The sequence below is a fragment of the Streptomyces sp. NPDC020731 genome (genome assembly GCF_044334705.1).
In the GTDB taxonomy this organism is placed as follows: Bacteria; Actinomycetota; Actinomycetes; order Streptomycetales; family Streptomycetaceae; genus Streptomyces.
The window spans coordinates 280,961-298,564 of sequence record NZ_JBIRTN010000009.1; the positions used below are offsets into that span (position 1 = coordinate 280,961).

Below are 17,604 nucleotides of genomic sequence, written 5' to 3' on the forward strand. Positions count from 1 at the left end.
GCTACCGGGTCCCCGGAGCCCGGTGCCACGCAGCACGGGGCCTCGCCTCCTGCCCTGTGAGCGCGGTAACAAAACCGGGTCACCACAAGCTGATTACGTCGCCTCCTTCCGGCCCGCCCGCCGTGTCACGGTCGTCACGCCGCCGTCTGGAGCTCCATCCGCGCCCCGAACTCCCGTACCACCGACTCCTCCCGGTACGGCTCGAGGCGCTGCTGGAGATCCTCCAGGTACTCGGCGCCCCGGTTGGACCGGAGCCCGTTGAGCAGCTCCACCGCCTTCAGGCCCGTGCTGCAGGCCTGTTCGATCTCGCGCTGCTGCACCTGCGCGGTGGCCAGCAGCACATAGCCGATCGCCCGCCGCCGCGCCCGCGACGCCGGATGCCCGTCCAGCGCCTCCCGGGCACACCGCGCGGCGGCCTCCGCCTGGCCGAGGTCCCGGTGGCAGTGCGCCAGCTCGTCGGCCAGATAGGCCTCGTCGAAGTGCGCGATCCACGCCGGGTCGTCGCCCGAGGCCGGATCGACTGTCTCCAGGGCGCTCACCGCGCGCCCCGCCGCCGTCTGCGCGGCGTGCACGTCGCCCATCAGCGCGTGCCCGCGCGCCTCCGCCGCGTGGAACATCGCCTCCGCGCGGGGGGTCACGCGCCCCCGCGCGCCCTCCTGCGCCGCACGCGCCAACTGCGCGATCTCACGCGGGTTCCCGAGTTGCGCGGCCAGGTGGCTCATGGAGGCGGCGAGCACATACCCGCCGTATCCGCGGTCCCCGGCCGCCTGCGCCAGCCGCAGTGCCTGGATGTAGTAGCGCTGGGCGAGGCCCGGCTGCCCGGTGTCGACGGCCATGTACCCGGCGAGTTCGGTCAGCCGCGCGACCGCCGCGAACAGGTCGCGTCCCACGGCCTCGCGGTACGACCCCGCCAGCAGCCCCGAGACGACGCTGTTGAGGTAGTGGACCACGACCGGGCGCACGTGCCCGCTGCCGTACTGGTGGTCCAGGTCCACCAGCGCCTGCGTCATGGACCGTACGGCCGCCACGTCGGACTGTCCCACGCGGGGCCCGGCGGAGCGCGCCACCTGCCCGTCGGGTGCGGAGATCAGCCAGTCGCGGCTGGGCTCCACCAGCGCGGAGGCGGCGACGGAGGACCCGGACAGGAAGTCCCGCCGCCCCACGTCGCTGCGCCACAGCTCGCAGACCTGCTCGATGGCTCCCAGTACCGTCGGCGAGAACTGGAGGCCGACACCCGACGCGAGGTTCTTGCCGTTGGCCATGCCGATCTCGTCGATCGTGACCGTACGGCCCAGTTTGCGGCCCAGTGCCTCCGCGATGACCGCCGGTGCCCGGCCCCGCGGCTGCTGTCCGCGCAGCCAGCGGGCCACCGACGTCTTGTCGTAACGCAGATCGAGGCCGTGCTCGGCGCCGCACATGTTGACCCTGCGGGCCAGCCCGGCGTTGGAGCATCCGGCTTCCTGGATGAGCGCCTGCAGCCGTTCGTTCGGCTGCCGCGCGACGAGAGGCCTTGCGGCCATGGCGTACCCCCTGAGGCTGCGGTGCCCTGCCCACGCACCGAGTTGACGTGTCTTCCGCGGCCGTACGTCTCGCGTCCCGGCGAGAAACACGGCCGGGAAGATCAATGCCCCACCGAAGTGCTGACAATGCGGGACATGTGAGGATTGCCGGGGTAACGGCAGTTGCCGGCCCCCCTCCTGGTTACCCACCGGGGACGCGGATCCTCCCGCGCGCCCCCATGGATGCACCCATGCGCCCCGAACACGGAACCGATGCTCCTCCCCCGCGCATGCGCACAGGCGTAACCCCTGGTGACGGCCGTAGTTGTGTTCATCGTGGAAGAGACGATCGCGGGCGCCGACGCCGTACAGATCCCGAAGCAGCGCGGAGAATCGCTGCTGGACACCGCAGTTCGCTACGCCGAGGAGCGGCACTGGGACGTGTTCCCGGGCACCTGGCTGGAGGCCGTCGAGGGGGTGCAGTGCTGCTCGTGCGGTGACACCGCGTGTCCCGCACCCGGCGCGCACCCGGCCCGTCCGGACTGGGCGACCCGGGCGACCGGCAGCGCCACCGTCGTCCGCCGGCTGTGGCAGGGGCAGCCGTCCGCGTCGATCCTGCTGCCCACCGGGCGGACGTTCGACGCGATCTCCGTGCCGGAGACGGCGGGGTTCCTGGCTCTCGCGCGGATGGAGCGGATGGAGCTGACGCTGGGGCCGGTCACGGTGACACCGGACCGGCGGATGGAGTTCTTCGTGCTGCCGGGGGCCTCCTTGAAGGTTCCCGATCTGGTGCGGAAGTCGGGCTGGGCGCCGTCCTCGCTCGACCTGGTGGTCCTGGGGGAGGGGGCGTACGTGGCTGCGCCGCCCACGCGGTTCGGGTGCCGGGGGGCCGTGCAGTGGGCCTGCCGGCCTACGGCTGCGAATCGGTGGTTGCCGGATGTGGAGGAGTTGGTCTCGCCGTTGGCGTACGCGTGCGGCAGGGATCGCTAGGTCACCCGTGTGAGGTGTGTGGTTCCTGTCCGTGGGCGACTGCGGCCGTGTCGTGGCTGGTCGCGCCCGCGCGGCGGAGCCCCATGTCGACGCGGTCCCGCACCCCTTCGGGACGCTCCGCTCCCCTAGGCTTCCTGCTGACGGAGGGAGACGTGGTGGGTGTCAGTGCCGTACGCGTGCAAGGGCTCTGGAAGCGGTTCGGGGAGCAGGTCGCGGTCGGGGGGATCGATCTGGAGCTGCCCGCGGGGCGGTTCATCGGGCTGGTCGGGCCCAACGGGGCCGGGAAGACCACCACCTTGTCCATGGTGACCGGGCTGCTGCGGCCCGATCAGGGCACCGTCGAGGTCGTCGGGCGCGATGTGTGGCGGGATCCGGCGGAGGTCAAGGCCCGGATCGGGGTGCTGCCGGAGGGGCTGCGGCTGTTCGAGCGGCTGTCGGGGCGTGAACTGCTGGCCTACACGGGGCGGTTGCGGGGGCTGCCCGGTGACGAGGTCGACAAGCGGGCCACGCAGCTGCTCGACGTCCTCGATCTGGCCGGTGCCCAGCACAAGCTCGTCGTCGACTACTCGACCGGCATGCGCAAGAAGATCGGACTCGCCGCCGCCCTGCTGCACAATCCCGAAGTCCTGTTTCTCGACGAGCCGTTCGAGGGTGTCGACCCGGTCTCCGCGCAGACCATCCGGGGCGTCCTGGAGCGGTACACGGCGTCCGGCGCCACGGTCGTGTTCTCTTCCCACGTCATGGAGCTCGTCGAGTCGCTGTGCGACTGGGTGGCCGTGATGGCCGCCGGCCGGATCCGCGCCCACGGTCCGCTCGCCGAGGTGCGCGGGGACGCGCCCTCGCTGCAGCGGGCGTTCCTGGAGCTCGTCGGCGCGGACAGCCGCGACACCGGTTCGGATCTCGACTGGCTGGGCGGGGGTTCCCGGTGAGCGCCCCCGCCGCCCTCACCCCCGTCTTCGTCCGGCTGAAACTGTCCCTGCTGCGCAACGGGCTGCGGCAGTCCGGCGGGCGCAGGGCGGCGTACATCGCCTCCGCCGTCGTCGCCCTGCTGTTCGCCGCGCTGCAGCTCCTCGGACTGATCGCGCTGCGCGGCTCCGGTCATGTCGAGTCGCTGGTGGTGCTGCTCGTGGCGGTGCTGGGGCTGGGCTGGGCGGTGATGCCGCTGTTCTTCCCCGGGGGCGACGAGACCCTCGACCCGACCCGGCTGGTGATGCTGCCGCTGCGGCCGCAGCCGCTGGTGCGGGCCCTGCTCGCGTCCTCGCTGGTCGGTATCGGGCCGCTGTTCACGCTGTGCCTGCTCGCCGGTTCCGTGATCGCCGTGGCGCACGGCGGGGCGGCGTTCGCCGTGGGCGTCCTCGCCGTGCCGCTGGCGCTGCTGGTGTGCGTGGCGCTCGCGCGGGCGGTGGCCGCCGCCAACGTACGGCTGCTCACCAGCCGCAAGGGCCGGGATCTCGCGGTGCTCAGCGGGCTGGTGATCGCCATCGGGGCGCAGGTGGTCAACTTCGCGGCACAGCGGCTGGGTTCCTCCGGTCTGGAGCAGCTGGACCCGGTGGCGGACGTACTGCGGTGGTTCCCGCCGGCGTCGGCGGTCGCCGCAGTGCATGCGGCGGGCGAGGGGTCGTACGGGGTCGCACTGGCGCAACTGGTCGTGAGCGCGGCGGCGTTGACGGGACTGCTCACGCTGTGGTCGCGGTCCCTGACGCGGCTGATGACCTCGCCGGACGGTTCCACCCTCCAGGCGGCCGGGGACACGGCGGTCCGCGACCGTACGTCGACGGGCCTGTCCCGGCTGCTGCCGCCGGGCCGCACGGGTACGGCCATGGAGCGCAGCCTGCGCTACGTCTGGCGCGACCCGAAGACGAAGGCCGCGTGGGTGACCTCGCTGGCGATCGGGCTGATCGTGCCGGTGTTCAACGCCTGGCAGGGCACCGGCTCGGTCTACTTCGCCTGTTTCGCCGCCGGGATGCTCGGCGTCATGATGTACAACCAGTTCGGGCAGGACACCTCCGCGTTCTGGATGGTCGCGATGACCATCTCGTCGGCCCGGGACGCGTACGTCGAACTGCGCGCCCGCGCGCTGGCCCTGCTGCTGATCACCCTGCCCTACTCCGCACTCGTCACCGTGCTGACGACGGCGATGCTGGGCGACTGGGCGCGGCTGCCGGAGGCGCTGGGGCTGTCCTTCGCGCTGCTCGGCGCGATGCTCGCGACGGGCGCGTGGACCTCGGCGCGCTTCCCCTACTCCATCCCGCAGGAGGGCCACAAGAACGTCGCTCCGGGACAGGTCGGGCTGGCGTGGATCTCCATCCTCGGCGGCATGGTCGCGGCGGCGGTGCTGTGCGTCCCGGTCATCGCCCTCACCATCTGGCTGAACGCCGGCGCGGGCGGCGACGACTGGCTGTGGCTGCTGCTGCCGGCGGGTACGGCGTACGGCGCGGCCCTGACGTTCCTCGGCCTGCGGCTGGCGGCCCCGCAGACGGCCCGCCGGCTGCCGGAGATCCTGACGGCGGTGAGCAAGGGCTGAGGGGCGGGAGTGTCACCCGGGGCGGCTGGAACGCAGCCGGTCAGGTCTCCCGCCGGTCGGGGGCGTCCGGTCGGGGGCGTCCAAGGGGCGGGGGTCCGAGCGGGCCGCGCCGGTGAGCGGGGAGCGACATCGCCGGGTTCCCGTCACGGAGCGAGGTCAGTCGTCGTCCAGTGAGCCCAGGAAGGGTTCGATCGCCGCGAGCCAGGTCTCCGGCTGGTCGTAGTGGACCAGGTGGCCGGCGTCGGCCACCTCCGCGTACCGGCCGCGGGGCAGGACGCGGACCATTTCCTGGGCCTCCGCACGGCCGAGCTCGCCGTCGAGGCCGCGGACCACCAGGGCGGGGCAGCGCACCTGGGCCAGTTCCTCCCAGTGCGCGTCGAACACCCAGGTCTCGCGGGAGCGGAGCATCTGGTCCGGGTCGAAGACCGGACGCCAGCCGTCCGGGGACTCGGCCATCACCTCGGCGTAGAACGCGCCGCGGGCCGGGTTGGGCCGCTCCACCCAGGGGTCGTCCTCGCCGAACCACTTGCGTACGTCGGCGAGCGTGGCGAACGGGACCGGCCAGGCCTTGAACCACTCCGCCCACTCGCGCTGCGAGGCGGCCCCGAGGGCGGAGGCCCGCATGTCACAGATGACCAGCCCGCGCACCAGGTCGGGGCGTTTGGCGGCCAGCTGCCAGGCGGTCAGCGCGCCCATCGCGTGGCCGATGAGGACGGTGGGGCCGAGGCCGAGCTGCTCCAGGGCGGCCTCGGCGTCGTCGACGTAGGCGTCACGGGTGAAGGAGGCCCGCGGGGGCTTGTCGCTGCGGCCGTGGCCGCGCTGGTCGAGGGCGACCGCGCGGTACCGCCCGGAGAGCCGGCGGGCGGTGGACGCCCAGTGCGAGGCACGGCCCATCAGACCGTGCAGTAACAGCACACCGGGCGCGTTCCGCTCGGTGGTTTCCGCCGGATCGGCCCCGTTCTTGGGCGGGTCGCCGAACTCCCAGGCGGCGAGTCGTACGCCGTCCGCCCCGGTCACGTCGATGCGTCGCGCCATGGTCCTGGCACCCCCCAAGCTCGCTGCCTGCCCGCTGCCTGTTGTGCTGGTCCTGCCTGTTGCCACTGCCCGCAGGTTATCGAATGCTCATTCGAGAATGGCTTCCTGCCCGGCAACACCCCTCGTTCGAGTGACCCCCTGCGGGGATTGATCGCCGTGGCCCGGGGGAGATCTTCAACGGGAGGCGGACCGCTCGGGGAAACCGGTCCGAGGGGAATGACCCTGAGAGCTCGGGGCTCCGGGTCAGCACAGGGGAGGACAGGCCCCGGCGCCATGCGGCGCCGGGGCTCCTCACGTGGTCACGGCACATCGTCCCGCCCCTCCCCTGCCGGGGTGACATCGCTGTCGGACCCGGCCAGAGCCACTCAGGTCATATGCCTCACGCGACAGCCTCGCACGCGAATCCGGCGAGCGCTGCGATTCGACGCAGTGGATCTCGGATTCGGCGCGTTCACACCGCCGGGCGCGAACCGCTCGCCCGCCCGGCGTCCCGTCCCCCCGGCCGGTCAGGGCTTGGCGACGAACACGTGCGAGGCCACCTCCGACTCCAGCTCGGCCGCCTCGCCGCTGCTGCCCACCAGCACGCCGCCCGCCGACTCCGTCACGCTGACCACCGAACCGGGCTGCACACCCGCCCGGCGCAGCGTGTACATCAGCTGCGCGTCCGTCTGGATCGGCTCGCCGATCCGGCGCACCACGACCGTCTTGCCCCCGGCGCCCGGGTCGAGGTCGGCCAGGGACACCATGCCCTCGTCCAGGAACGGGTCGGCGCCGTCCTTCTCGCCCAGCTCCTCCAGGCCGGGGATCGGATTGCCGTACGGCGACTCGGTGGGGTGCCGCAGCAGCTCCAGCACGCGGCGCTCGACGGCCTCGCTCATCACGTGCTCCCAGCGACAGGCCTCGGCGTGGACCTGCTCCCACTCCAGGCCGATCACGTCGACCAGGAGACACTCGGCGAGGCGGTGCTTGCGCATCACGCGCGTGGCCAGCCGGCGGCCCTCCTCGGTGAACTCCAGGTGCCGGTCGGGGGCGACGGACACCAGGCCGTCGCGCTCCATCCGCGCCACCGTCTGACTGACCGTCGGACCGCTCTGGTCGAGCCGCTCGGCGATCCGGGCGCGCATGGGGACCACACCTTCCTCCTCCAGCTCGAGGATGGTGCGGAGATACATCTCCGTGGTGTCGATCAGTCCGGACATACATGCCCCTCGATGAGATCTGTGGATGGCTCTGCCGGAGGCTGGACGGCTCACCGGCGCGTGCGCTGGCCCAGGACCCAATTCTGACGCATTGGACCGACAACCGGGCCGCACAGTGAAAACGAGGGGCTGCGCGGAGGGGAAACCACGCCATCGGGCGTCGTATTGACACGGCACTGGTCCAGACCGCACGGTGATCCGCAACACTCCTGCCCGAAGGGATGCCGCATGAGCGACCGCACGCCGGCCGGCCGGTTCCTCGACGCCGCGATCGACCTGCTGCAGCGGATCCGCGACGAGGAGGCCGAGTCCGTCACGGCGGCGGGCACGCTGCTCGCCGACACGGTCGCGGACGGCGGCCGGCTCTTCGCCTTCGGCGCCGGGCACTCCTCGCTCGCCGCGCAGGACCTCGTCTACCGGGCCGGCGGACTCGCCCTGATGAACCTGCTCGCCGTCCCGGGGGTCGTCGGCGTCGACGTGATGCCGGCCACGCTGGGCTCCGCCCTGGAACGCGTCGACGGGCTCGCGGGCGTCGTGCTCGAGTCCTCGCCGCTGCGCGCGGGTGACGCGCTGATCGTCGTCTCCCTGTCCGGGCGCAACGCGCTGCCCGTGGAGATGGCCATGAAGGCCCGGGGCCGGGGCATCAAGGTGATCGGCGTGACGTCGGTGGCGTACGCGGCGCAGACCACGTCCCGGCACTCCTCCGGGACGTTCCTGAAGGACCACTGCGATCTCGTCCTGGACTCCGGGGTCGCGGTCGGCGACGCGGAGCTCACCCTCGACAACGTGCCCGCGCCCTTCGCCCCCGCCTCCACGGTCGTCACCTCGGCACTCCTCCAGGCCGTCGTCGCCACCGCCGCCGCCACCCTCGCCGACCGCGGCATCGAGCCCCCGCTCCTGCGCTCCGGCAACGTGGACGGCGGCCACGACTGGAACGCCCGCGTCTTCGACGAGTACGCCGACCGGATCTTCTACCGCCGCTGATCCCGTCCCCGGGCGGGCCGATCCAGCACCTCCGGCGTTCGAGGAACGGGGTCCGGGGCGGAGTCCCGGGCCGGGGCGGGAAGGGTCGGCGGGGGCGAAAAAGCCGGACCGGAGCCGGAGGGGGTCAGCGGTCGGGGGTGAGGAGGGCCGCCAGGTCCAGAGCCGTGGCGATGTGGACCGCCACGTCTTCCGCGTACATCGCGTCGGAGCGTTCGAACGCATGGCGGCCGGCCCCCCGCAGAAACGTCACGGCACCAAGCGTGCGCCCCCGGCTGCGCAGCACCGTGCACAGGGCGTGCACCGCGTCCGCCGGCCACTGCCGGGACAGCGCCCACGCCCGCGCCTCCTCGGCACCCATGGAGCCGGCACCGGCCCGCACCGTCCCGGCCCGCTCCACGCACTGCACCACCGGGTGCCCCTCGCCGTACCGCACCGGCAGCCCCGCCCGCCCGGCGAGCCTGCCCGGTCCCGGCGCGCCGGAGGGGGTCGCGGCGATCCGTACCAGCCGCACCCGGTCGACGTCCTGGGCGCCGTCGGCCACCCGGTCGATCAGCGCGTAATCGGCGAACCCGGCCAGCGCGAAGTCCAGATGGACCGTCGCCGCCTCCGCCGGGTCCTCGCACTCCGCCGCCGCACGCGCCGCGCGGTGCAGCTGCTGCGCGCGGAACCGCAGCAGCGACGCCTCCTGTTCACCCTGCCGGGACTCGGTCACGTCCTGGAACAGCCAGCCGACCCCGAGCGGAACCGGCTCCTCCGCGAGTGGTGACGACAGCCGCACGAACCCGCTCCGCCAGCACCGCCGCCGCTCGCCCTCCGGCGTGCGCACACTCACCCACAGCTCGGCCGGCGCGGGCGGCGCACCCTCCGCGAGCACATGGGCGAGCGCGCTCTCCAGCTCCTCCACGCCCTGCGTCAGCAGCTCCCCGAGCGGGCGCCCCAGCACCGCCGTACGCCCCGTGCCCAGCGCCCGCGCGGCGTGCGCGTTCACCACCGCGGGCCGCAGATCGGCGTCGACCAGCACGACGCCCCAGCTCGCCTCCTCCAGCAGCGCCTCGCTCAGCGCGATCGACCGCTCCAGATCGATCTGCGCGTGCACCTCGCTGAACGCGCAGTACACCCCCGCCGGCTTCCCGTCCGGCCCGCGCACCGCCGCGGACTGCGTCCGCACCAGCACCCGGCCGCCGTCCTTCGTCAGCAGCGCGAACTCGTTCACCTGCCGGCCCGGCGCGTCCATGGCCGACATCAGCCGCGCCTCGACCTCCTCGGCGTCCGCGCTGCGCGCGGCCCACCCGGCGAACCCGGCCCGGCCCACCGCCTCGGCCGCGGTCCAGCCGAGGATCCGCTCCGCCTCACGGTTCCAGTGCGTGACCGTCCCGTCCGCGTCGAAGGCACACAGGGCGGCGTCCATACCGTCGAGCAGCGCGGCGAGGAGATCGGAGCCGTCCGAACCCTCCCGCGCGGGCTCGGGCTCGTCCGGCCCCAGCTCGTCGGTGGTCCCACTACGCCGGGAAGCACTCACCTGGACCCCCTGCAGGCTGCGTCCGCACGTACGGCACGACGGTTCGCTCACTCGCAATCATTCAACTTGAACGTGACGCAGCGCACATCGAGTTCCCGCAAGATTGAGGGAATCGTTGTACGGCACCGCCCGATCCGCCCGTCTACGAGGGAAAAGGCGCCAGTCGCAGCGTCAGCCACAGCTCGCTCTCCCCCGGCAGAACATACCGCTCGACCTCGTCGAAGCCCCGCGCGTGAGCGAACCGGACGCCGTCCTCGTTGGCGGCCAGGACCACGGTCTCGACGGCCCCGGCGCCCGCCACGCGCGCGTGCCCGAGCCCCGACGCGTAGAGCGCCGCCCCGTATCCCCTGCGCCGGTGCTCGGGCAGCACCCGCGCGATGACCGTCACCACGGCGTCCTCCCCCTGCGGGGGCCGCACCGTCGAGCAGCCGACCAGCACGTCACCGGCGTACGCGTTCTCCAGCCGGTACCCGCGCGTGACGCGCTCCCGTGCCTCGTCGAGTGTCATCGCGGCGGGCGGCACGATCACGTTGTGGACGTGCCGCCACTGCTCCAGCATGGCGTCGCCGTCCACGACTTCGATACGAAGATCACTCATCCGGCAAGCCAATCGCGCCCCCGCTCGGAGGTCAACGAAAAAAGTGGTTGATATGACGGCGATCGCTTCTTAGTGTGGCGGTACTTCGGAAAGGAGGTGGTTCGGCAGATGTATGCAAACCGGACGGAAGAGGTGGCTGCGGGCTAGTGGCCCGCCGTCGCACTCGGTTCGGCGCCGGGCCAGCGTGTGCGAGATACACGCAGCCGGCCTAACCCAGCGCAGTCACCCGACCCGCGAGTCGCCGGTAACGTCCGGCCGGCTCCTCCCGAGGGAGGAACCCGACTCGCGGGTCGCCTGCGTTCTCGGGACCCCGGCTCAGTGGGCGATGTCCCCGTATCCCTCGATCTCGCGCGGGTCGCGCGTACCCGGGCCGATGTAACGGGCCGACGGGCGGACCAGACGGCCCGTGCGCTTCTGCTCCAGGATGTGCGCCGACCAGCCGGCCGTACGGGCGCAGGTGAACATCGAGGTGAACATGTGCGCCGGGACCTCGGCGAAGTCCAGCACGATGGCCGCCCAGAACTCGACGTTGGTGGCCAGCACCCGGTCGGGACGGCGGGCGTGGAGCTCGGCCAGGGCGGCCTTCTCCAGCGCCTCGGCGACCTCGAAGCGCGGGGCGCCGAGATCGCGGGCGGTACGGCGCAGGACGCGGGCGCGGGGGTCCTCCGCGCGGTAGACGCGGTGGCCGAAGCCCATGAGGCGCTCACCCTTGTCGAGGGCCTGCTTGACGTACGCCTCGGCGTCCCCGGTGCGCTCGATCTCCTCGATCATGCCCAGCACGCGCGAGGGGGCGCCGCCGTGCAGCGGGCCGGACATGGCGCCGACGGCTCCCGAGAGGGCCGCCGCGACGTCCGCGCCCGTCGAGGCGATGACCCGCGCGGTGAACGTGGAGGCGTTCATGCCGTGCTCGGCGGCCGACGTCCAGTACGCGTCGACGGCCGCGACGTGCTTGGGGTCGGGCTCACCGCGCCAGCGGATCATGAAGCGCTCGACGACGGACTCGGCCTTGTCGATCTCGCGCTGCGGCACCATGGGCAGGCCCTGTCCGCGCGCGGACTGGGCGACGTAGGACAGGGCCATGACGGCGGCGCGGGCGAGGTCGTCGCGGGCCTGCTCGGCATCGATGTCGAGGAGCGGTTTCAGGCCCCACACGGGCGCCAGCATGGCCAGCGCGGACTGCACGTCGACGCGGATGTCGCCGGAGTGCACGGGGATCGGGAACGGCTCGGCGGGCGGCAGTCCGGGGTTGAACGCCCCGTCGACGAGGAGCCCCCAGACGTTGCCGAAGGAGACGTGCCCGACCAGGTCCTCGATGTCGACGCCCCTGTACCGCAGGGCGCCGCCCTCCTTGTCCGGTTCGGCGATCTCCGTCTCGAACGCGACGACTCCTTCGAGCCCGGGTACGAAGTCGGACATCTGGCGGCTCCTTGTGAGGTGGGTGACAGATGGTGTTGTGGGGTGGGACGACCATGTGTCGGCAGTCGGCAGAAGCGGGGGCGCGTGTCCGGTGGATCCACGGTCCGTTCGAACGGATTCGCGGTCCGGGACGTCACCCCTGTGATGCCCGGCCGGCGGTCACCCAACCGGATCAGTGGCAGCACGATATCCCCGAGTGCCATCTTTGGGGAGAGTTCGCGGCACTCAGTGCCACCGCGTGACGAAGGACACCGCGCTCCCGGGGGCCTCGCGCATACGGCAGGATGACGGCGTGACCGACCGAGACGCCGCCCCCTTCGATCTCGCCTCGATGCGCAAGCAGTACCGGACCGAGGGGCTCTCCGAGACCGACCTGGCCGCCACACCCGTCGAACAGTTCGCGCGCTGGTTCAAACAGGCCGCGACGGACGGCGGGCTGTTCGAACCGAACGCCGTGATCGTCTCGACGGCGGACGCGGAGGGACGGCCCAGCTCGCGCACGGTGCTGCTGAAGCACTTCGACGACGACGGGTTCGTCTTCTACACGAACTACGACTCCCGCAAGGGCCGTGACCTGGCCGAGAACCCGCACGTCTCACTGCTGTTCCCCTGGCATCCGATGGCCCGGCAGGTCATCGTCACCGGCACCGCGCGCCGCACCGGCCGCGACGAGACGGCCGCCTACTTCCGCACCCGCCCGCACGGCTCCCAGCTGGGCGCGTGGGCCAGCGGCCAGTCCTCGGTGATCGCCGGCCGCGCGGAGCTCGACGCGTCCTACGCCGACCTGGCGGCCCGCTACCCGGAGGGCGAGCAGGTACCGGTGCCGCCGCACTGGGGCGGCTTCCGGGTCACCCCGCGGACGGTGGAGTTCTGGCAGGGCAGGGAGAACCGCCTGCACGACCGCCTGCGGTACGTCGCCGGGGCGGACGGAGGCTGGCGGGTGGAGCGGCTGAGCCCGTGAACGGACAGGGAACCGGTGGGCCGGACGGGGCCGCGGCGCTGTCGCCGCACGCGGCCGCGGTCGAGGCCCGCGCCCTCGCCACGCGCGGAGACGTCACGCCGGACGACGTCATCGACGTCCTCCGCGCGGTGCGCGAGGCCCGCAAGCGGGCGTGACCGCGCGGGTTCCTACAGCTTGCCCCACACGTACGCGGTGCGGTGCCCGTTCAGCGCCTCGGCCGCCCGGGCGCGGAACTCCGGGGTGAGATCGGGCCAATTGCAGAATTCCAGGCCCAGGCTGCCGAAGGCGAGGGGTGCCTCGTCCCAGGTCCAGTCCGGGACGGAGACGGCCGCAGCACAGACGGGGCAGCCGACGACGGCGGCGCCCCCGTCGTACCAGGTCTGCATGGCGCGGGTGAAACGCTCCCAGGTCGCATCGTCCAACGCGGTGGCCGATGCGCAACGCGGGCAGAGGGCCGCACCGGGCATGTCCGCGCCGCTGGTGAAGCCGGTGCGGCCGGTGTGGACGGCGAGACCGTCGGAAGGGGGCCGGTCCCAGTCGTCGGTCACCGCCCGGTGCCAGTGCGGTCCCGGCGGGTGCCCCAGTGGCTGTCCCGGCACGCACGGCGTGCGCTCGGCGAGCACGACGCCCTCGGCCGCGAGCCACGCGACCACGCGGTCCGCGAGCCGTTCCGCCTCCGCCCCGGTCGCGTCGAGGTCGACGATCACCTGCAGAAAGTCACCCACGGGTCAGTCCAGCGCCTCGTCCAGCAGCATCGCCCACTGCCCCACCACCCGCTCCCGGCGGGCCCCGTCGTCGCTGAGGAGGTTGGCGAGGCCCAGGCCGCGGGCCATGTCGAGGAGGCCCTGGACGGTTTCGCGGACGCCGGGGCGTGACTCGTCGGCGCCGAGGAGTTCGACGGCGGTGCGGTGGGACTCGCGGCCGACGCGCAGCTCCAGCTCGGTCACGCGCGGGCGCAGCTGTTCCTCGTTGGAGGCGGCGACCCACAGGTGGAGCGCCGCGCGGAAGACGGGTCCGGTGTAGAGGTCGACCAGCGCCGCGATCACCGCGCGGCGGTCGCCGGCCGCGGCGCCCTCCGGGAAGAGGGCGCGCAGGGCGGTGGAGCGCTCCTCGGCGACGTACTCGACGGCGGCCGTGAAGAGGTCCTCACGGGTCGGGAAGTGGTGCTGGGCGGCCCCCCGGGAGACGCCGGCGCGTTCGGCGACGACGGAGACCGTGGAACCCGCCCAGCCGTGTTCCGCGAGGCAGGCCACGGCGGCCTCCAGGAGCCGCTGCCGGGTGGCCCGGCTGCGGTCCTGCTTGGGGACTCGTTCCGCACGGTCGGCCGTGCTCACACCACCCATTCCGGATCCCGTCGTTCGAGGAAGGCCGTCATTCCCTCGCGCGCGTGGGCGGAGGCGAAGAGGCGCGCCGAGAGCGCGGTCAGGGCGGCCGCGTCCCGGTCGAAGGTCTCCAGCACCCTAGCCGTGAGCAGCCGTTTCGTCTCGGTCAGGGCTTCGGGGGCGGATCTGCGCAGCCCGTCGAGGATCGGCGCGAGGACCTCGTCCACGTCGTCACCGGCGGCGGTGAGCAGGCCGATGCGGGTGGCTTCGGCGGTGTCGAGGCGTTCGCCGGTGAGGTAGTAGCGGGCCAGGGCGCGCGGGTCGGTGCGGGGCAGCAGCGGCAGCGAGATCACTGCGGGGGCGACCCCGATACGGACCTCGGTGAAGGCGAACGTCGCCGCGCGGGAGGCGACGGCGATGTCGCAGGCCGCGAGCAGGCCGAGGCCGCCCGCGCGGACGTGCCCGGTGACCCGCGCGAGGACCGGTTTCGGCAGCTCGACGATCCCCCGCAGCAGGCCCACCAGCGCCTCGGGGGCGGGCGGGTCGCGCAGGTCCGCGCCCGCGCTGAAGGTGTTGCCGGTGTGGGTGAGGACCACCGCGCGGACGTCACCGTCCTGGCCGGCGTCGCTCAGCGCGCCGGTCAGGTCGCCGACGAGGGCGGCGGACAGGGCGTTGCGGCGCTCCGGGGCGTCGAGGGAGAGCGTCTCGACGCCCCGCGCACGCGCGTGGCCGATCAGGGTCACGAGGGCTCCTTGTGCGCCGCGCGGAGTTCACGGCGCAGGATCTTTCCGGAGGCGGCGCGCGGGACGCCGTCGATGAAGGTGACGTGCCGGACCCTCTTGTACGGGGCGACACGCTCGGCGACGTACATCATGACCTCGCCCCCGGACAGCTCCGGCGCGGACGGCTGACGGACGACGTAGGCGTGCGGGACCTCGTTGCCGTCCTCGTCGTAGACGCCGATGACGGCGACGTCGGCGACACCGGGGTGGGTGAGGAGCAGCGCCTCGAGTTCGGCGGGGGCGACCTGGAACCCCTTGTACTTGATGAGTTCCTTCACGCGGTCGACGACGAAGAGCCAGCCTCCCCCACCGTCGACGTGGCCGACGTCGCCGGTGTGCAGCCAGCCGTCCTCGTCGATCATCGCGGCGGTGGCGTCGGGGCGTCCGAGGTAGCCCTTCATGACCTGCGGGCCACGGATGAGGATCTCGCCGGACTCGCCGGGGCCGAGGTCCTTGCCGGGGTCGTCGAGGGAGACGATGCGCATCTCGGTGCCGGCGATCAGCTTGCCGACGGTGCCGGGAGGCGCGTCGCCCATGGCGTCCAGGGGGACGACGTGGGTGCCCGGCGACAGTTCCGTCATGCCGTACGCCTGGCCGACGGGCGGCAGCCCGAGCCGCTGCGAACAGGCGGCGGCGAGGCTCGCGTCCAGGGGCGCGGCGGCGCTGACGACGTGCTTCAGGGACGACAGGTCGTACCGGTCGACCAGGGGGTGCTTGGCGAGGGCCAGGACGATCGGCGGGGCCACGTACAGGCCGGTGATGCGGTGGTTCTGGATGGCCGCGAGGAATGTCTCCAGGTCGAAGCGCGGGAGCACGACGACGGTGGCGCCCTGGCGCAGGGGGGCGTTCATCAGGGCCGTCAGCCCGTAGATGTGGAAGAACGGGAGCACGGCGAGGATGCGGTCACCGGGGCCCACCGTGATCAGCGGCTGGAGCTGCGCGAGGTTGGTGGCGATCTGGCGGTGGGTGAGCATCACGCCCTTGGGGAGGCCGGTGGTGCCGGAGGAGTACGGCAGGGCGGCGACGTCCTCGGCCGGGTCGATGTCGACCACCGGCTCGGGCGCGGTGGAGGCCAGCATGTCGATCAGGGAGCGGTGTCCGGGCGCGCTGTCGCAGACGAAGATCTCCTCGATCCCGCCGGCCAGCTCGGCGGCCCTCCGCGCGGTGTCCAGCAACGGCGAGACGGTGACGATCCAGCGGGCCGCGCAGTCCTTCAGCTGCTTGCCGAACTCCTCGGCGGTCGCCAGCGGGTGCACGGTGGTGACGGAGGCACCCGCGCGGGTGGCCGCGTAGAACGCGGTGGGGAAGGCGATCGTGTTGGGGCTGTGCAGGGCGAGCACGTCCCCCTTGCGCACACCCGCCTCGGCGAGGGCGGCGGCGACCCGCCGGTGGAAGCGGTCCACCTGCTCGTACGTGAGGGTGGTGCCGTCGGTGCCGTCGATCAGTGCCGGGGTGCTCCCGAACTCGGCGGCCCGGGCGAGCACCGCTTCGTGGATGGGGAGTTCTACGGGCGGAACGTCTGCGTACTCGCTTCGGAACATGGTTCCTCCAGAACGGCAGGCGGGGCCTAGTACGACTTGGGAAGGCCCAGGGTCTGGTGGGAGACGTAGTTGAGAATCATCTCCCGGCTCACCGGGGCAATACGAGACACGCGCGCGGCCGTTATCAGCGAGGCGAGCCCGTACTCGCGCGTGAGGCCGTTGCCTCCGAGGGTGTGCACGGCCTGGTCGACGGCCTTCACGCAGGCCTCGGCGGCCGCGTACTTGGCCATGTTGGCGGCCTCGCCCGCGCCGATGTCGTCACCGGCGTCGTAGAGGTGGGCGGCCTTCTGCATCATCAGGCGCGCGAGTTCGAGTTCGATGTGCGCCTGGGCGAGGGGGTGGGCGATCGCCTGGTGGGAGCCGATGGGAGCCTTCCAGACGGTGCGCTCACGCGCGTACTCGACGGCGCGGGCCAGCGCGTAGCGGCCCATGCCGATCCCGAAGGCGGCCGTCATGATCCGCTCGGGGTTGAGACCGGCGAAGAGCTGGAGCAGCCCGGCGTCCTCGTCGCCGATGAGCGCGTCGGCGGGCAGCCGTACGTCGTCGAGGACCAGCTCGAACTGCTTCTCGGCGGCGTCGAGTTCCATGTCGATCTTGTGGCGCTCGAATCCGGGTGTGTCGCGCGGGACGATGAACAGGCAGGGCTTGAGGCTTCCGGTGCGGGCGTCCTCGGTACGGCCGACGATGAGGGTGGCGTCGGCGATGTCGACCCCGGAGACGAACACCTTGCGGCCGGTGAGCAGCCAGTCGGCACCGTCCCTGCGTGCCGTCGTGGTGATGCGGTGGCTGTTGGAGCCGGCGTCGGGTTCGGTGATGCCGAAGGCCATGGTGCGGGAGCCGTCGGCGAGGGCCGGGAGCCACTCCTGTTTCTGGTTCTCGGTGCCGAAACGGGCGATCACCGTGCCGCAGATGGCCGGGGAGACCACCATGAGGAGCAACGGGCAGCCCGCCGCGCCGAGTTCTTCCAGGACGATGGAGAGTTCGGAGATGCCGCCGCCCCCACCGCCGTATGCCTCCGGCAGGTTGACGCCCAGGTAGCCGAGCTTGGCGGCTTCCGACCACAGTTCCTGTGGCGGGTTGCCTTCGGCGACGGTGCGGGTGAGGTAGGCGCGGCCGTACTTGCTGCCCAGGGCGGCTACGGCCGTGCGGAGGGCCTTGTGCTCTTCTGATTCGATCACGGGCATGAGCGCTCCTAAGGGGGAGGGGCTTCGCGTCGTGTGGAGGGCGCGGGTCT

Annotated in this window: 17 protein-coding genes; 6 read left to right on the plus strand and 11 right to left on the minus strand. The window is 72.6% G+C overall.

What is annotated here, in order from left to right:
• Nucleotides 1–134 precede the first annotated feature (134 nt).
• A complete protein-coding gene (locus ACH4VX_RS16710) occupies nt 135–1,520 on the minus strand; it encodes a transcriptional regulator (RefSeq protein ID WP_398368129.1) in 1,386 nt (461 codons plus the stop codon).
• Between the two features lie 306 nt (nt 1,521–1,826).
• Here ACH4VX_RS16710 and ACH4VX_RS16715 point away from each other — a divergent pair, with 306 nt between their 5' ends.
• From ACH4VX_RS16715 to ACH4VX_RS16725, 3 genes are all read left to right on the plus strand, one after another.
• A complete protein-coding gene (locus ACH4VX_RS16715) occupies nt 1,827–2,489 on the plus strand; it encodes a bifunctional DNA primase/polymerase (protein WP_398368184.1) in 663 nt (220 codons plus the stop codon).
• 137 nt (nt 2,490–2,626) lie between these two features.
• Complete coding sequence (locus tag ACH4VX_RS16720; RefSeq protein WP_398368185.1) at nt 2,627–3,418, plus strand: ABC transporter ATP-binding protein; 792 nt, start codon at nt 2,627–2,629, stop codon at nt 3,416–3,418.
• Nucleotides 3,415–5,013 carry a transporter gene (locus ACH4VX_RS16725; protein WP_398368130.1) on the plus strand — a complete coding sequence of 533 codons (1,599 nt, stop codon included), beginning with the start codon at nt 3,415–3,417 and terminating at the stop codon, nt 5,011–5,013. Before ACH4VX_RS16720 ends, ACH4VX_RS16725 begins: the two co-directional genes overlap by 4 nt.
• A 156-nt stretch (nt 5,014–5,169) precedes the next feature.
• On the opposite strand, the gene ACH4VX_RS16730 is transcribed toward ACH4VX_RS16725, so the two are convergent.
• Nucleotides 5,170–6,048 (minus strand): alpha/beta fold hydrolase, encoded by an 879-nt coding sequence (locus tag ACH4VX_RS16730; protein WP_398368131.1) that lies wholly within the window; start codon nt 6,046–6,048, stop codon nt 5,170–5,172.
• Nucleotides 6,049–6,554: 506 nt separating this feature from the next.
• The gene (locus tag ACH4VX_RS16735; protein ID WP_398368132.1) at nt 6,555–7,247 is read right to left on the minus strand and encodes a metal-dependent transcriptional regulator; all 693 of its coding nucleotides are present in this window, start codon (nt 7,245–7,247) and stop codon (nt 6,555–6,557) included.
• Between the two features lie 228 nt (nt 7,248–7,475).
• On the opposite strand from ACH4VX_RS16735, the gene ACH4VX_RS16740 reads away from it, so the two are divergent.
• Nucleotides 7,476–8,231 carry an SIS domain-containing protein gene (locus ACH4VX_RS16740; RefSeq protein ID WP_398368133.1) on the plus strand — a complete coding sequence of 252 codons (756 nt, stop codon included), beginning with the start codon at nt 7,476–7,478 and terminating at the stop codon, nt 8,229–8,231.
• A 124-nt stretch (nt 8,232–8,355) separates the two neighbouring features.
• On the opposite strand, the gene ACH4VX_RS16745 is transcribed toward ACH4VX_RS16740, so the two are convergent.
• The 3 genes from ACH4VX_RS16745 to ACH4VX_RS16755 form a co-directional block, all read right to left on the minus strand.
• Nucleotides 8,356–9,750 carry a PAS domain-containing protein gene (locus ACH4VX_RS16745; protein WP_398368134.1) on the minus strand — a complete coding sequence of 465 codons (1,395 nt, stop codon included), beginning with the start codon at nt 9,748–9,750 and terminating at the stop codon, nt 8,356–8,358.
• 142 nt (nt 9,751–9,892) lie between these two features.
• Entirely contained in the window at nt 9,893–10,348 is a 456-nt protein-coding gene (locus tag ACH4VX_RS16750; protein ID WP_398368135.1) for a GNAT family N-acetyltransferase, read from the minus strand.
• A 315-nt stretch (nt 10,349–10,663) separates the two neighbouring features.
• Entirely contained in the window at nt 10,664–11,764 is a 1,101-nt protein-coding gene (locus ACH4VX_RS16755) for a citrate synthase 2 (RefSeq protein WP_398368136.1), read from the minus strand.
• Nucleotides 11,765–12,056: 292 nt separating this feature from the next.
• Between ACH4VX_RS16755 and pdxH the strand changes: the two genes are divergently transcribed.
• Together pdxH and ACH4VX_RS16765 are read left to right on the plus strand one after the other, a co-directional pair.
• A complete protein-coding gene (gene pdxH, locus ACH4VX_RS16760; protein WP_398368137.1) occupies nt 12,057–12,725 on the plus strand; it encodes a pyridoxamine 5'-phosphate oxidase in 669 nt (222 codons plus the stop codon).
• Complete coding sequence (locus tag ACH4VX_RS16765; protein ID WP_398368138.1) at nt 12,722–12,880, plus strand: hypothetical protein; 159 nt, start codon at nt 12,722–12,724, stop codon at nt 12,878–12,880. The genes pdxH and ACH4VX_RS16765 overlap by 4 nt, the downstream gene beginning before the upstream one ends.
• A 12-nt stretch (nt 12,881–12,892) precedes the next feature.
• Here ACH4VX_RS16765 and ACH4VX_RS16770 read toward each other — a convergent pair whose 3' ends face one another.
• The 5 genes from ACH4VX_RS16770 to ACH4VX_RS16790 are packed head-to-tail and all read right to left on the minus strand — an operon-like array spanning nt 12,893 to nt 17,554.
• Nucleotides 12,893–13,450: a hypothetical protein gene (locus ACH4VX_RS16770; protein ID WP_398368139.1), complete on the minus strand. Its 558-nt coding sequence runs from the start codon at nt 13,448–13,450 to the stop codon at nt 12,893–12,895.
• Nucleotides 13,451–13,453: 3 nt separating this feature from the next.
• Complete coding sequence (locus ACH4VX_RS16775; RefSeq protein WP_398368140.1) at nt 13,454–14,068, minus strand: TetR/AcrR family transcriptional regulator; 615 nt, start codon at nt 14,066–14,068, stop codon at nt 13,454–13,456.
• Nucleotides 14,056–14,790: an enoyl-CoA hydratase family protein gene (locus ACH4VX_RS16780; protein WP_398368141.1), complete on the minus strand. Its 735-nt coding sequence runs from the start codon at nt 14,788–14,790 to the stop codon at nt 14,056–14,058. The genes ACH4VX_RS16775 and ACH4VX_RS16780 overlap by 13 nt, the downstream gene beginning before the upstream one ends.
• Nucleotides 14,787–16,370, minus strand: a complete 1,584-nt coding sequence (locus ACH4VX_RS16785; protein WP_398368142.1) for a 4-coumarate--CoA ligase family protein — start codon at nt 16,368–16,370, stop codon at nt 14,787–14,789. Before ACH4VX_RS16785 ends, ACH4VX_RS16780 begins: the two co-directional genes overlap by 4 nt.
• Before the next feature lie 26 nt (nt 16,371–16,396).
• Entirely contained in the window at nt 16,397–17,554 is a 1,158-nt protein-coding gene (locus tag ACH4VX_RS16790; protein ID WP_398368143.1) for an acyl-CoA dehydrogenase family protein, read from the minus strand.
• Nucleotides 17,555–17,604: the final 50 nt, after the last annotated feature.